The sequence below is a fragment of the Nocardia jiangxiensis NBRC 101359 genome (assembly GCF_000308615.1).
GTDB classification, from domain to species: domain Bacteria; phylum Actinomycetota; class Actinomycetes; order Mycobacteriales; family Mycobacteriaceae; genus Nocardia; species Nocardia jiangxiensis.
In genome coordinates, this window is sequence record NZ_BAGB01000171.1 from 129,995 (window position 1) to 144,704 (window position 14,710).

14 protein-coding genes are annotated in these 14,710 nt (G+C 67.9%); 5 read left to right on the forward strand and 9 right to left on the reverse strand.

Annotated features, from left to right (window positions below):
* Nucleotides 1-61: 61 nt before the first annotated feature.
* The 7 genes from ON40_RS44255 to ON40_RS44285 form a co-directional block, all read right to left on the reverse strand.
* Nucleotides 62-2,533 (reverse strand): MFS transporter, encoded by a 2,472-nt coding sequence (locus tag ON40_RS44255; protein WP_063713226.1) that lies wholly within the window; start codon nt 2,531-2,533, stop codon nt 62-64.
* Nucleotides 2,534-2,707: 174 nt separating this feature from the next.
* Nucleotides 2,708-3,472 (reverse strand): enoyl-CoA hydratase, encoded by a 765-nt coding sequence (locus ON40_RS44260; protein ID WP_040831854.1) that lies wholly within the window; start codon nt 3,470-3,472, stop codon nt 2,708-2,710.
* A 70-nt stretch (nt 3,473-3,542) separates the two neighbouring features.
* Entirely contained in the window at nt 3,543-3,932 is a 390-nt protein-coding gene (rbsD, locus tag ON40_RS44265) for a D-ribose pyranase (protein WP_040831775.1), read from the reverse strand.
* A gap of 58 nt (nt 3,933-3,990) precedes the next feature.
* Nucleotides 3,991-4,938, reverse strand: a complete 948-nt coding sequence (locus ON40_RS44270; RefSeq protein WP_040831776.1) for a ribokinase — start codon at nt 4,936-4,938, stop codon at nt 3,991-3,993.
* The gene (locus tag ON40_RS44275; protein WP_040831777.1) at nt 4,935-5,708 is read right to left on the reverse strand and encodes an ATP-binding cassette domain-containing protein; all 774 of its coding nucleotides are present in this window, start codon (nt 5,706-5,708) and stop codon (nt 4,935-4,937) included. The genes ON40_RS44270 and ON40_RS44275 overlap by 4 nt, the downstream gene beginning before the upstream one ends.
* A 59-nt stretch (nt 5,709-5,767) precedes the next feature.
* Nucleotides 5,768-6,763: an ABC transporter permease gene (locus ON40_RS44280; protein WP_040831778.1), complete on the reverse strand. Its 996-nt coding sequence runs from the start codon at nt 6,761-6,763 to the stop codon at nt 5,768-5,770.
* Nucleotides 6,760-7,752, reverse strand: coding sequence for a sugar ABC transporter substrate-binding protein (locus tag ON40_RS44285; protein WP_245568264.1), 993 nt, complete (start codon nt 7,750-7,752; stop codon nt 6,760-6,762). Before ON40_RS44285 ends, ON40_RS44280 begins: the two co-directional genes overlap by 4 nt.
* 167 nt (nt 7,753-7,919) lie before the next feature.
* Between ON40_RS44285 and ON40_RS44290 the strand changes: the two genes are divergently transcribed.
* A complete protein-coding gene (locus ON40_RS44290) occupies nt 7,920-8,924 on the forward strand; it encodes a LacI family DNA-binding transcriptional regulator (protein WP_040831780.1) in 1,005 nt (334 codons plus the stop codon).
* A 14-nt stretch (nt 8,925-8,938) separates the two neighbouring features.
* Here ON40_RS44290 and ON40_RS44295 read toward each other — a convergent pair whose 3' ends face one another.
* The gene (locus ON40_RS44295) at nt 8,939-10,171 is read right to left on the reverse strand and encodes an FAD-dependent oxidoreductase (protein WP_040831855.1); all 1,233 of its coding nucleotides are present in this window, start codon (nt 10,169-10,171) and stop codon (nt 8,939-8,941) included.
* 128 nt (nt 10,172-10,299) lie between these two features.
* Here ON40_RS44295 and ON40_RS44300 point away from each other — a divergent pair, with 128 nt between their 5' ends.
* From ON40_RS44300 to ON40_RS44315, 4 genes are all read left to right on the forward strand, one after another.
* Nucleotides 10,300-11,073: a response regulator transcription factor gene (locus tag ON40_RS44300; RefSeq protein WP_083896405.1), complete on the forward strand. Its 774-nt coding sequence runs from the start codon at nt 10,300-10,302 to the stop codon at nt 11,071-11,073.
* Nucleotides 11,074-12,471 (forward strand): sensor histidine kinase, encoded by a 1,398-nt coding sequence (locus ON40_RS49010; RefSeq protein WP_051194533.1) that lies wholly within the window; start codon nt 11,074-11,076, stop codon nt 12,469-12,471.
* Nucleotides 12,472-12,573: 102 nt separating this feature from the next.
* A complete protein-coding gene (locus ON40_RS44310; RefSeq protein WP_157186816.1) occupies nt 12,574-13,248 on the forward strand; it encodes a DUF3159 domain-containing protein in 675 nt (224 codons plus the stop codon).
* A gap of 130 nt (nt 13,249-13,378) precedes the next feature.
* Nucleotides 13,379-13,855, forward strand: coding sequence for a guanyl-specific ribonuclease (locus ON40_RS44315; protein WP_085997904.1), 477 nt, complete (start codon nt 13,379-13,381; stop codon nt 13,853-13,855).
* A gap of 94 nt (nt 13,856-13,949) precedes the next feature.
* Here the strand turns inward: ON40_RS44315 and ON40_RS44320 are convergent, their stop codons facing one another.
* Nucleotides 13,950-14,600 carry a TetR/AcrR family transcriptional regulator gene (locus tag ON40_RS44320; protein WP_040831782.1) on the reverse strand — a complete coding sequence of 217 codons (651 nt, stop codon included), beginning with the start codon at nt 14,598-14,600 and terminating at the stop codon, nt 13,950-13,952.
* Nucleotides 14,601-14,710 lie beyond the last annotated feature (110 nt).

A 14,710-nucleotide genomic window follows, 5' to 3' on the forward strand; every position in this document is an offset into this window, starting at 1 on the left:
ATCATGTCATCAGCGATCACGCTCGGCGGTGGCGGTTTCGGCGAATTACCTGGTGGAATGCTCAGTCCTCGGTCCAGTAGCCGACCCGGACGTGGTGGGTGGCCTCGCCGCCGGCGACGGTGATGCGGCTGGAGACCGGCGGATAGCCGCGGGTCACCACGGTGTACTGGCCGTCGGTGAGGTCGGGGACGAGGTACTGGCCGTTGTCGTCGGTCCGGACGGTGGCGGTGACGCCGCCGGCGGCGTCCAGGACGGCCACCTGGGCGTCGGGTACCGGTCGATTGTCCTCCGCGACAACGGATCCGGCGAGGACGGCGCGGGGAGCCAGGACGATGTCGTGGTTCAGGATCCGGCTCTCGGGCACGGTCAGCGTAGCGGCCCCGGGGCGCATGTGGTCGGCGAGGGCCACCAGCGTGTACGTGCCCGGTACGACGCCGTGACAGACGTATCCGCCGTCGGCGGCGCTGACGGCCGAACCGACCACCTCGCCGTTCGCGTCGGTCAGGGTGACGATGGTGTGCGGCACCGGTGTGCCGTTCACGGCCGTGCGGACCGCGCCGGAGACCTCACCCGCACCGTGCAGTACGACGTCGAATTGCTGTGGCGTCCAACCGATGACGATGCCCGACGCGGTCGGCTGATGGCCCGCGGACGAGACGATCAGCACGTAACTCCCCGGCTCCGGCGCGGCGATGAGATAGCCGCCGTCCGCATCGCCGGTCGTGCGGGAGACCTGCCGGCCGCGCGGGTCGATCAGCGTCAGCGTGGCGCGGGGGACCGGTTGTCCGTCGTCGTGGCGGATGTGGCCGACGATGCAGTAGCCGGCCTCGGCATCGGCGCGGGCGAGCAGGGCGTCCACACTCCGGTACCGGTCATCCTCGGTAGCGGGCGGAGTCGGCGGCGGGACTTCCAGGAGTTCGGCGGCGTCGTCGGGGATCGTGATGCCCGACTCGGCGAGCGGATCGTCCTGTAGCGGAATCTCTTTCATGAGCAGCAGCACCACACCGGCCAGTACCGCGACGACGGCGGCGATGAGGAACACCTCGCGCATCGCGTGGGTGTAGCCGATCAGGATCGGGATGCGCACCTGCGCGGGCAGGGCCGCGATCCCGCTGGTATCGCTCTGCAGCGCGGCCAGCCCGGACGAGGTGAGATCGGCCGGGAGCTGTCCGCCGAACGCCGCCGTGATCCGTCCGGGGATGAGGTTGAACAGAATCGTCAGGAATACTGCGACGCCGAGTGTGCCGCCCATCTGCCGTACGAATGTCGCTGTCGCCGTCGATGTTCCGCGATCCTCGGGGCGGCAGGCGTTCTGCGCGGCGATGATCAGCGTCTGCATGCAGCCGCCGAGACCGAATCCGATGATCCCGCAATACAACAGCGGCTGCCACAGCGGACTGTCGTACTCGACCCGCCCGAACAGCGCCGCACCCGCCGCGAAGGCGAAACTGCCCGCGACCGGCAGGATCTTGTATCGTCCGGTGAACTTGGTGACCACCCCGGCCAACTGTGACCCCACCATGATGCCCATGACCAGCGGCAGCATCAGCAGTCCGGCCCGGGTCGGCGAATATCCCCGCACCACTTGGAAATACAGCGGAACCAGGACGATGACACCGAACATCGCGATGCCCACGATCGTGCCGCCCAGAATGGCGACGCTGAACGTCGAACTGCGGAACATGCGCAGCGGAATCAGCGCCGCATCCTTCATCAGCAACTCGGCCAGCAGATACAGCACGAATCCCGCGGCCCCGACGCCGTAACACAGCAGCGCGCGGTGCGAGTCCCAGCCCCACGCCCGGCCCTGTTCGGCGACGATGAGCAGCGGCACGACGCAGGCGGTGAGCGTCAGCGTGCCGAACCAGTCGATGCGGTGGTCCTGCCGGGCATGCGGAACGTCGAGCACCTTGGCCACCACGGCGAAGGCGATCACCCCGATCGGCACGTTGACCAGGAACACCCACCGCCAGCCGTCGAGGCCGAGCAGGTGATCGTAATCGGACAGGAACCCGCCGAGCACCGGTCCAAGGACGGTCGCACTACCGAACACCACCATGAATCCGCCCTGGTACCTGACGATTTCGCGCGGCGGCACGATATCGGACAGGATGGTGAACGCCAGCGCCATCAACCCGCCCGCGCCCAGCCCCTGGAACGCCCGGAATCCGGCCAGCTCGTACATCGAGGTCGCGAATGTGCAAGCCACCGAACCGATCACGAACAGCGCGATGGAGGCCAGATACAGCGGTTTGCGGCCGTAGATGTCGGCCAGTTTGCCGTACAGCGGTGTGGTGATCGTCGCGGTGATCAGGTACGCCGTTGTCGCCCACGCCTGTTCGTCGAATCCGTGCAGACTGTTCGCGATCCGCACGATCGCGACGCTGACGATGTTCTGATCCAGTGCGGCCAGGAAGATGCCGAGCATCAGTCCGGTCAGCACCGTGCGAATGCGCCGAGGGGCGGGCCCCGAACGTTCGGCCGTCTCCGGCTCGGGAAGTGTCTCCTGTTCCTGGATCACGGTATTCGTCACTGTTGTCGGGTTCCCTGGGGTCGGTTGGGGGGTGATGGGTGCACAACAGTGGTTATTCGTCAGCGAAACGAATTTGGATCGGGGATCGTGTCCGTCCGGTTTGCCTCGCGGCAATGGTCATCCCGCGCGGGATACGCCGGATGCACGAGGCGCTAATGGCTGAATTCGGTCAATTCACTTGGGCGAGCGGTTGATTCGCGCCTGCATCGCGGCGAGACGCTCCGCGAACTCCGGGGAGTCGATCGAGTCCAGCTGCGGGGCGATCTCGGCGTCGACGGCGTCGGCGTGGGCGGCCAGTTCACGGGTGGTGCGGAGCGTGCGTTTGGTGGCGATCAGCAGGTCGCGTGGGGCGTCGGCGGCCGGTCGGGCGAAGTCGACGGCTTCGGCGACGAGGGCGTCGTGATCACCCAGGACGACGCGGTGTACCAGTCCGGCGGCCAGCGCGGTTTCGGCGTCGAGGATTTCGCCGAACAGTGTCATGGCGGCGGCGCGCTGGGGGCCCAGGATCCGCTGCGCCATCCAGGTCATGCCGCCGCCGGGGTGCAGTCCGAGCTGGAGGAAGCGGGCATCGAAACGGGCGCGGGGCCCGGCGAGGCGGATATCGGCGGCCAGCGCCAGATTGAATCCCGCGCCCACCGCGGCGCCCCCGACTGCCGCGATGGTCGGCAATGCGCAGTTCGCGACCGCAAGGAAACCCGTGTAGACCGCCCGAAGCCCCTCCTCCCGCGCCGCGCCCAGCAGCGTGAGGTCGGCCCCGGCGCAGAACGCGGGCGGTGTTCCGGTGACGACCAGCGCATGAACGTCCCGATCGTTCTCCGCATCCGCCACCGCGGCAGCGAGTTCCGCCGACAGATCCCTGGTCAACGCGTTACGTCGCTCCGGATCGTGCACCGTGACGACAGCAACCCTGCCCTGCCGCTCCACCAGGATCTCAGCCATTCGGCGATCGTATGTGACGTGATCGTCGTCGGGGGATGCGGCCCGCACGCACGTGATGTTCGTCTTGCGATCAGGCCCAGGGGACTCCGGCGCGCAGCAGGACGTTGGCGTACGGCCTGGCTTCGCCGGTGCGGACCACGAAGCGGCAGTCCGCTATGCGGGACTTGAAGGTTTCGTGGTCGATGAGTTCGGCGTGCACATGATCTGCGAGCAGGGTTGCGGCCTCGGAATTCTCGGTGGTGACCTGACGGCTTCCCCATGCGGCCTCGATCGTCACCTCGTGCAGGATCAGATCCAGGATCGGTTCGAAGCGCGGGAATCCGTAACTGATGCCCAGGTCGATGACGGGGATTCCGGCGGGCACCGGCAGTCCGGAGTCGCTGATCGCGAACAGATCGGTGTGGCGCAGGCCGGTCAGGGCCGAGGCCAGTTCGGCGTGGATGATTCCACTGGTACGCATGGTGGTCTCCTGGTTCGGGCACGTAGGGCGGGTTCGCGACGCGGGCGTACCGCACGAATCATTCAGCGAGCGTGCGGGGTTGGGGGACATCCGGAAGTAGTGCCGTGATGCACTCGCGAGTCGGATAGGAGCTGTGGGTGCCCGTTGCCTGGACCGCGAGGGCCCCGGCGGCGGTGGCGAGGGTGACGGCGTCGCCGAGATCGGCGCCCTCGGCCAGGGCGGTGGCCAGGGCGCCGACGAAAGCGTCGCCCGCACCGGTCGAATCCACCGTATCGACCTGTGGTGCAGGCTGATACGCGCCGATCACCTGTCCGTCGGCCGACGATCTCGCCCAGACCGATCCGGCCGCGCCCAGCGTCGCGACCACCGATGGCACACCTCGCAGGCACAGTGCCCGCGCCTGCTCGAACGCCTGCTGCGGGGTATCCGTTTCGGTCCCGCTCACCGCGGCCAGCTCGGATTCGTTGACGACCAATGGATCGCAGCGGCGCAGCAACTCCACGGGCAATCGTGTCCCGGGCGCCGCATTGAGAATGAAACGCCCGGCATGCGAGGCGGCCCAATTCACCACCCGCAAAGGAACTTCCAATTGCGCGACGACGACCTGTGCCGCCTCCAGCAGTCCGGTTTCGGTGCTCAGCTCGTCCAGCTCGGCATCGCTCTCCCAGCCGAAGTTGGCCCCGGGGTCGACGACGATCTGATTCTCCCCACCGGCGACCGTGATATAGGCGGTGCCGGTCCGGCTACCCGGAATCTCGCGAACCGCCGTGAGATCGATGCCGAACTCCAGCAACGATTTCCACAGTCCCGGATCGGCGCCCGCACCGATCCGGGCCACGAATTCGACCCGCCCCCCGGCTCGCGCGGCGGCAACGGCCTGATTGGATCCCTTGCCGCCCAGATTCGTTCGCGACCGCAACGCCAGCACGGTTTCCCCGGGCGCGGGCAATCGCTCGACCTCGCTCACCACATCCACATTCACCGACCCCACCACCACAACGGTCACGACGCCGCCTCGGTGGTGTGCGGGATCTCCGGATTCCCCGGAATCGCGCCGGTGATCAGCCCGACCAGGCGATCCCCGTCCACCTCCGAGATGCTGTGTGCGGCAACCGATCTACCGCGACGCAGCACGACGACGTTGTCGCAGATCCGCATCACCTGCGCCAGGTCGTGACTGATGATCAGGACCGTGACGCCGCGTTCGCGCAGTCCCCGGACCAGCTTCTCCACCGCGGCGGTCTCCCGGACGCCCAGCGCGGCGGTCGGCTCGTCCATGATCACCATGGCCTTGCCCCAGGCCACGGCGCGGGCGATGGCGATGGATTGGCGTTGTCCGCCGCTCATCCGGCGCACGGTGGTGCGGACCGAGGGCACGTCGACGTCCAGCTCGCGCATGATCTCACCGCTGCGCGCGATCATGCCGCGGCGGTTGACGATTCCGAGCGGATATACCAGTTCCCGGTTGAGGAACAGGTTCTGCCACACCGTCAGATCGTCGATGAGGGCCAGATCCTGGTAGACGGTCTCGATGCCCATCTTGCGCGCGTCCTCGGGGGAGCGCAGGCGGACCGGTTCGCCGCGGAACAGGATCTGACCGCCGTCGGGGGACTGCACGCCGGTCAGACAGCGCACCAGCGTCGATTTTCCGGCACCGTTGTCGCCGACGAGCGCGGTCACCTCGCCTTCGGGGATTTGCAGTGACACCCCGCCCAGTGCGCGCACCGAGTCGAAGGATTTGGTCAGGTCCCTGGCCTCGAGCAGGGGAGTGGTCATCGATCCGCCTGCTTTCCGGTGCGACGAGCGTCGGGAAATTGAATCATCATGAGGCGCACCTACTTTCGAAACCGGGAGATCCCGGCGGCCAACAGCAGCACCGCACCGACCGCGACCGGCTGGTAGTACTGCGAGATGCCCAGGATGGTGAACCCGTTGATCAGCGAGGTGAACAGCACCGCACCGGCGACCGTCCCCAGCACCGATGCCTTGCCGCCGGCCAGCGACGATCCGCCGAGCACCACCGCCGCGATCGAACTCAGCAGATAGGTGGTCTGCAGCGAGGGATCCGCACCGCCGTTGCGCGCCACGAGCATCACCCCGGCGACCCCGCACAGCAGCCCGGCCATCGCGTAGGCGAACAGCCGGATGCGATTCACCGCGATACCGGTGTCGCGCGCGGCCTCCAGACGTCCGCCGGTGGCCAGCAGATGCGTGCCGATCCGGGTGCGGAAGATGATGCCCGCCACCAGAAGTGCGGCGATCAGCGCCAGCAGCCAGAACCAGCGCACCGGGCCGATGCCGTCCAACGCGAGTTTCTGCAGGAAGGGAGAATTCACCGCCGTGGTGTTGCCGTGCGTCAGCAGCAAGGTCAGCCCGCTCAGCACGCTGAGCATGCCCAGGGTGACCACGAAATCGGTCATGTGCAGCCGTCCGACCAGCACGCCGTTGATCACGCCGACGACCAGACCGCCCACGATCGCCACGACGATGCCGACCGCGATCGGATAGCCGTGGCTGGTCGTGTAGCCCAACAGTGCTGCGGACCAAGGCAGATTCGCGCCCACCGACAGATCGATGCCGCCCACGGTGACCGCGAACTGCTGGCCCAGCGCCAGCACGGTCAGGATCGTCGCGGAGACCAACAGGTCACCGATATTGGCCAGGGTCAGGAAGTCCGGTGTGGCGATGAAGAAGGCCACCCAGAGCAGGACCAACGCGATCGGCGCCGCGTATTCGGCGAGCTTGGCCGGGATTTCGGTGCGCCCCTCACGCGTACCGACCTCGGCGGCACCGCCCGGATCGGCGGGTGCGATATCTGCCGTGGAGCTCACTTGTTCAGGAGTCCTTCCAGCGGGTTGTCGAAGGTGACGATCGGCCGCGGGAACGCCGAGATCTGTTGATCCACATTGTCTTTCCCGATGAATGCGATCGGGGAGACCACCCGGTCCGGCAGCTTCTTACCCTGGTGCTGCGCCAGGCAGCCCTGCACCGCGAGTTGTCCTTCGGCATAAGGGTATTGAGTGACCGTGCCGTAGAGCGTGCCCGCCTTGACCGCGTCCAGGGCGGCCTGGATGCCGTCGACGGAGATCACCTTGATCTGCCCGGTGCGGCCCGCGTTCTTGATCGCCTGCGCCGCGCCCAGGCCCATGGTGTCGTTGGCGGAGAAGATGCCGGTGATGTCCGGGTGCGCCTTCAGGATCGCCTCGGTGACCTGCAGACCCTTGTCCTGCTCGTAGTCCGCCGGCGCCTCCTGGACGATGTCCAGCTTGCCCGTGACGGCCTCGGCGAAGCCCTTGTCGCGGTTGATGCCGTTCTGCTCACCGGCGATGCCCTGCAGGACCGCGACCTTGCCCGTGCCGCCCAGGGCTTCGAGGAGTTTCTGGCCCGCGGTCTTACCGGCCTCGATGTTGTCGGAGCCGATGAAACTCGCGTAGGAGACCCCGGCGGCTTTGGACGCGGCCGGATCGATCTGAGTATCCAGGTCGAGGATCGGGATGTTCTTGCGGGCGACCGCGGTGAGCGGGGTGATGACGTTGGTGCCGTTCACCGGAACGACGCCGAAGCAGCCGAAGCCCTGCGCGGCCATGGTGGAGATCTGCGCGTTCTCACCGTCGGCGTCGGTTTCGGACTGCCCGGCCTGCACGGTGACCTTCACGCCGAGCTTCGCCGCCTCGGCCATGGCCCCGTCGCGCAACGCCGCCCAGTACGGGTTGGTGAAGTTTCGGGTGACGATGGCGATCTTGAAATCCCCGGAGCTGCTGTGATCGCCACGCCCGCAGGCGGCCGCGGCGAGCGCGCCGACGAGGACAAGCGGCGCCATTGCACGCCTGAATCGAGCATTCATGGGTGTTCGACCTATCCCTCTTGATCAACTCGTGTTGATCAACACGAATTGATGAGTAGTCTGTGACCTGAGTCACCGACTGTCAAGAGGTTGGGCCCAATAGCGTGGAATCGGACCGTGATCGAGGACGAGGAGAGATCCGCATGACAGTGACACGCGCGGATGTAGCGCGGCTGGCCGGTACCTCGCCCGCGCTGGTGAGCTACGTGCTCAACGGCGGGCCGCGTCAGGTCGCCCCGGCGACCCGCGCGCGGATCGAGGCCGCCATCGCCGAATTGGGCTACCGGCCCAATATGTCCGCGCGCAGCCTGCGGATGAATCGCGGCCACGCGCTGGGCATGGTGATCCCCGACGGTGCGAATCCGTTTTTCTCCGAGCTGTCCGCGGTGATCGAGGCGGCGGCCTTCGCCCGCGGCTACCCGCTGTTCGTGGGCAATGCCGCCGGTGATTCCGAGCGCGAGCAAGCCTACGTGCGCACCTTCATCGATCGGAGAGTGGAAGGGCTGCTGGCGATTTCGTCATCCTGGGAGACCGGCGTCGGCGATGCCTGCGCCGAGGCCGGGATGGCGCTGGTGGCCGTGGACCGCATCATCGACCCGGCCCGGTTCACCCATGTGATGTGCGATTCGGTGGGCGGTGCGCAGCTCGCGGTGACCCATCTGATCGAGCACGGGCACCGCGAGATCGCCTGTCTGAGTGGTCCGCACGTCTCCACGGCCGAGGATCGGGTGCAGGGATATCGAAATGCGCTGTCCGCCGGTGGATTACCCGAGGGGGCGATCGTGCGCACGGATTTCGGTGGCGCGGCGGGATATCGCGCCCTGTCCGAACTACTGGCCGGACCGCGCAGCCCCACAGCGGTTTTCGTCACCAGTGACCTACAGGCGATGGGTATGCTCCGCGCCGCCTACGACGCCGGACTGCGCGTTCCCGACGACCTTGCCGTGGTCGCCTTCGACGGCATCGAATACGCCCGCTACACCCGTCCCGGCCTGACCACCATGATTCAGCCCACCCGCCGCATGGGCGAACTGGCGGTACAACTGCTGTTGGATCAGATCGACAGCGGCACAACGGACCCCGGCGTGGTGTCGCTGGAAGCCGGGCTGCGGACCCGGGGCTCGTGCGGATGCGTCGACGACTTCTGAAATTGCTGCGCCGGTCAGGACGGGCGTCGGGCGAAATCGGGAGCGTGTTCGGGGCGGACGCCTCGGGCCACCAGGCGGGGTGGGAGGTCGCGAAGGAAGGGGGTGCGGCGTAGCAGGCGCAGGGGGAGTGGAGGTTCGGTGCTGTCGGAGATGTTGAGGCGGCCTCCGAGGGCGGGAGCTATGGCGCGGGCGTGCAGGAAACGTTGCAGACCCTGGGTGACGGCGGTGGGGAGGCGTCGGCGGCGTTGTACGCGGGCCAGGTCGGCGGTGGCCAGCGTGTGCGAAAGGAGTTTGGGGGCAAGGATTCTCGCGGCCGCTACCGCATCCTGGACGGCCAGGTTGATGCCGACGCCGCCGACGGGGGACATGGCGTGCGCGGCGTCGCCGAGGCACAGCAGCCCGTCGGTGTACCAGTGGTCCAGGTGATCGAGCTGGACGTCCAGCAGTTTCACCTCGTCCCAGCTCGACAGGATCTCGGCGCGGTCGGACAGCCAGGGCACGATATCGGTGAGCGGGCGCATGATCTCCGAGACGGGTCCGGCGCGCAGGGCGGGATCGCTGCCCTTGGCGATCAACGTCGCGCACTGCCAGTAGTCGCCGCGGTCGAACAGCAGCGCCACGCGCTGCGGGGTGAGGAATCCGACGGCTCCGGCCGGATCGCTGTCGTGCCGCGGGATTCGGAACCACCAGACGTCGAAAGGTGTTGCCCAGCGGCGTGATCCGAGACCCGCCGCCGCCCGCAGCGCGGAGGTCCGGCCGTCGCATGCCACGGTGAGATCTGCCCGGATCTCACCGGTCCCTCCGTCACGGGTGCGATATCGGGCTCCTACCACCCGGCCCTGTTCGCGGATCACGTCGGTCGCCTCGGTGTTCCTGCGCAGCTGGAACGTCGGCTCCGTCTCCGCCTCTGCGGCAAGGAGATTCAACAGATCCCACTGCGGCACCATGGCGATGTACCGGTGCGGGCCCGGCAGCCGGTCCATGGTGGCGAAGGTGAACATCCGGCCGCGGATCGGCAGCTGCACCGAGGTCAACCGACGTTGCGGCAGTTTCGCGAATCGGTCACCGAGGCCGAGCTCGTCGAGCAGGTCCAGGGTGGTGGGATGGACGGTGTCGCCGCGGAAATCGCGCAGGAAATCCGCATGCTTCTCGAGCACCGTGACCTCGACGCCGGCGCGAGCCAGTAGCAGCCCCAGCACGATCCCCGCCGGGCCGCCACCGGCGATGAGACAGGTGGTTCGATCCATCGGGCCCTCCACGGTGGTCATGGCCTTGCGCTCCCACTCCACTGTGCCACCTCGCCGCTGCGTGAGGGGCAACACCGTTGTGCCGTGTTGCGGACACGAGAGGTGCAATCCGGACACAGAGTTCTCTCATGCTCGACGGGCATGATCGAGGGGTGGCGCAGGATCCCGGAGCTTCCGATGTGACGTTGATTCGTGGCAGTGGCCAGCGACTGCTCGTCGTCGACGACGATCCCGGAATGGCGGAGCTGCTGGCCACGACACTGCGATTGGCCGGCTACGACACGTCCGTCACCCCGAGCGGCGCGGAGGCGCTGCGGCTGTGCGGGCAGGAGCCTCCGGATCTGCTCGTGCTGGATCTGACGCTGCCCGATGTCGACGGGTTGAGCATCTGCCGGACGCTGGGCGAGCACGGCGGGACCGTGCCGATTCTGGTGGTCACCGCGCGAGACGCGGTGGAGGACAAGATCGCCGGACTGGCGTTGGGCGCCGACGACTATCTGGTGAAACCGTTCAGCGTGCCGGAGGTGCTGGCGCGGGTGCACGCGCTGCTGCGTCGTGCGCGGACCGTTGCCGAACCGCCGGCCGAACCGCCCGCGACCCTGCGCTACGCCGACCTGGCCCTGGACGAACACCGGCGGCAGGCTCGTCGTGGCGAACGGCGAATTCCGTTGACGCCCACCGAATACAAGCTGCTCGAGTATCTGCTGACCCATCCCGAGCGGGTGCTGTCCAAGGATCAGATCATGGATCACGTGTGGGAGTACAGGTTTCGCGATCAGGTGGTGGAGAAGCTGGTCTCGCGGTTGCGCGGCAAGATCGACCCCGCAGGGCCGCGCGATGGCTCCGCGCTGATCCACACCGTGCGCGGATTCGGCTACCGCCTGGGCGGGCGGGTGCGCTGAATGGCCGCCGGCTGGCGGGGTTCGATGCGTTCGCGGTTGAGCGTCGGGATCGTGCTGCTCGCGGGCATCGGGCTGCTCGTCGCGGATACCGCGCCGGTTCTCACGCTGTGGTTCTACTTCCGGCACAATGCCGATTCCGCGCTGTACCAGGCCGAACGCACCATCCGCGCGGCCCCGGGCCCGTATGTGCTGACCGCGGTGCAGCAGCTCGAACCGGACGCGTTCTACGTCGCGTTCCTGTCGAGTGACGGTAGCGTCGCGGCGGAATCCGTTGGAGCGCGGGTGAATTCGAGAGCCGCGAAGCCCGCTCTGCCCGCCGTGGTCGCGCCCGGGTACGCGCAGCGTCCGATCCCGGCCGCGGCGGCCGGAAATCGCACGCAGCGCTATCGCCTGCTCGCCTTCGACGTGCCGCCGGGACGCTCGGTGCAGTCCGCGCGGGGCGCGCCCGCCGAGCCGGTCGCCCGCGTGGTGGTCGCGCGCAGCCTGCGCTTCGACGACGGGGTGCTGACCTGGCTGCTCGGGGTGGAGATCGTCGCGACGGTGCTCGTGCTGGGTGGAATCGCGCTGCTGAGCCGGGCGGTATTGCGGGTGGGCCTGCGGCCGCTGCGGGATATGGCGACCACTGCCTCGGCGATCGCGGCCGGTCAGCTCGATCGGCGGGTGCCGGTGGGGGAACGGCAGGACGAGGCGCGGGAGGTGGGTCTGGCACTGAACCGGGCTTTCGAGGCCCGCGAACGCGCCGACGAGCGATTGCGCCGATTCCTCTCCGACGCGTCGCACGAGCTGCGCACACCGCTGGCCACCATTCGCGGCTGGGCACAGACCTGCGGACACGGCCTCGCGCCGGACCGTGCGGCAGTGGATCACGCGATCACCCGGATCGACGCCGAGGCCGCGCGGATGCATCGGCTGGTGGCTGCGATGCTGCAATTGGCCCGGCTCGATCGTGTCGATGCCGCGAGCGAGGAGCCGGTGGATCTGGGCGCGCTGGCCGCGGAGGCGGTCGCCGACGTGCGGGCCATCGATCCGGATCGGATCGTGGAATCGATTGTGCCCGAACATGTCTACGTCGCCGGTGATATCGATCAGCTACGTCGGGTGTTGCAGAATCTGCTGTCCAACGCGTTGCGGCACACGCCGCCGGAGGCGTCGGTCTCGGTCACCGTCGCGGTGACCGAGGCGGGCGAGGTGGCGCTGACCGTCGCCGATTCCGGTCCGGGACTGGATGATTCGGCCGTCGAGCAGGTATTCGAGCGGTTCTATCGCGGCTCGGGCACCGGCGGGGCGGGACTCGGGTTGAGTATCGTGCGCGAGATCGTCGAGGGGCACGGCGGCCGGATCGCGGTGCGGTCGCAGAACGGCGCGGTCTTCACCGCGACCTTCCCGCGCTGTCGCTGATCACTCCACATCGTCAGCTTCCGGTCAGGTTTCCGGGGCGCTGCGGTCAGCTCGGCCTGGTGTGCTGGATCGAGACGATCGCCGACCAGGAGGTGCCTACCGGTGGCAGACCGGACGACTACATCGGACGCGGCCCCCGCGTTGCGTGAACGACTCGTTGTCGGGGCGGTGTCCGTCTCGCCGATGCTGACCTTCACCGTGCTGATCTCGACCACGAAATCGCTGACCGCGGCGGCCTGCGCGGCACTGATCGCCGCGGTGGCGGTGAGCGTGTGGCGGGTGCTGACCGGTCGGCCGACGCGCACCACCGTCGCCGTGATCGCTGGTGTACTCCTGCAGGTGACGTTCGCGACGGTCAGCGGCGACGCGGTGAACTTCTTCCTGCCGCGCCTGGCGTGGATGGTGCTCTGGTCGCCGGTGCAACTCGTGCTGATCCTGATCGGCCGGGCCCCGCTGGGCTGGGCCGTGGCGCGACTGCGCGGACAGCCGCGAACCTGGCGACAGTGCTCGGTGCGCCGTCGCGCCTACAGTCTGGCGTCGCTGCTGCCGTGGAGCCTGGCCACCCTGGAAATGGTTGTCGCGCTGTGGTTGTACGCGCACGACCAAGTGGCGCTGCTCGGCGGAACCGAGGTGGTCACCAATATCGTCCATCTCCTGGCATTCGTGGCGGCGTGGCGCATCGCGGTGCGGCTCATCGGAACCCACGACGCCCCCGATCAACCCGGACTCTGCGGGTGCATGGCCGAGCCGGGCGAACGGTTCGCGGGAAGTCGGTGACGGGAACTCGTCATCTGTTGTTGGCCGGTTGCTCGCTGTGTGTCGTGCGATCCGGGTTGTGACGGCAGTACATTCGGCGCGGGGGTGTCGAAGCGGCGCCGGTGTATCGACGACCATTGCGAGGTATTTGATGACGAACGATCCGATATCGCCGGACACCCTGTCGCCGGAAAGAGCGTGGACCAGACCGATCTCGATGTTCGCCGCCATGATGCTGGCCACCCTGGTCGCGTTGTCGGTTTTACTGGGCGGGCTGGGCGCGGCGAACTCGACCGGCACCGCCACGGTGGCCGCGCAGAACGCCACCGACCTGCGCCTGATCGCCTGCACGGTCTCCGATCAGGCCCGGCAGACCCTGGGGCTGATCGACGCCGGACAGTGGCCGCCGAACGACGGCTCGGGCACCAAGGGCGGCACTACCTGGAGTGATCGCGAAGGAAATCTGCCCGAGGCCGACGGCAGCGGCAAGGCCATCCACTACAAGGAGTGGGACGTGAACCGCAAGGTTCCCGGTCACAATCGCGATGCGGACCGCATCGTCACCGGTGACGACGGATCGGCCTGGTACACCAGCGATCACTACTCCAGCTTCTGCCGGATGCGCTGATACGCAACATTTTCCGGTAATAGGGAACATCCCGCGCGCCCGAACCGTCCGGATCGGGCGCGCGGTCGGCGTATCCGGGGCGCGTCGGACCCGTTCAAGGCGCGGGCGTCCCGGCCAGCAGATGCACGATGGAGCGGACGAACTCCTCCAGCCGCTCGCGGGGATATTCGGCCGGATCGCTCACCGCGAGCCGCCCCAGCGTCTCGGCCACGGTCAGCAGCACCCGGGCCAGCAGTTCGGAATCCATTGCCGCCAAACGCGGATCGAGCGCGGTGCCCATCCGGACCAGCGCATCGGCCCGTTCGATCACCTCCGCGCGGGAATTGCGCAGTGCCGCACGATATTCGTCGGGTGCGCTGGCGGGCGTGGCGAGGATCAGCCGCCAGCGGGTCGGATTCTCCAGTGCCACACCGACGAACGCCTCGACCGTGGCCGATGCGGCGGACACCGGATCCGACCCGAGCAGATCGGCCGGGAGGGTGGCCGCGACCTGCTCCAGGCTGCGTTCGCGTTCGCGTTCGAGCAGCGCGGCGACCAGTTCCGCGCGGGTGGAGAACACGGTGTAGAGCACGGGTTTGCCGACCCCTGCCTCCTGCGCCACCGCCTCCATGCTCAGTTCATGCAGTTCGACGCGGCCCAGCACGGTGAATGCGGCGTCGAGCAGTTGGGCGCGACGTTGCTCGGGCGGCAGCCGCGGCGCGTAGCGGCGACGCGGGCGCTCGGCCGCGGAACGATCGGTCGTCACAGCCCGCTCACCTCCACCGGTTCATAGTGTCACGGCAAATGCTACGGGGCCGTTGTATTCGATCCCGGCAATTGCTACGGTGGTGTTGTATTCACTCGCATGAGTGGGCA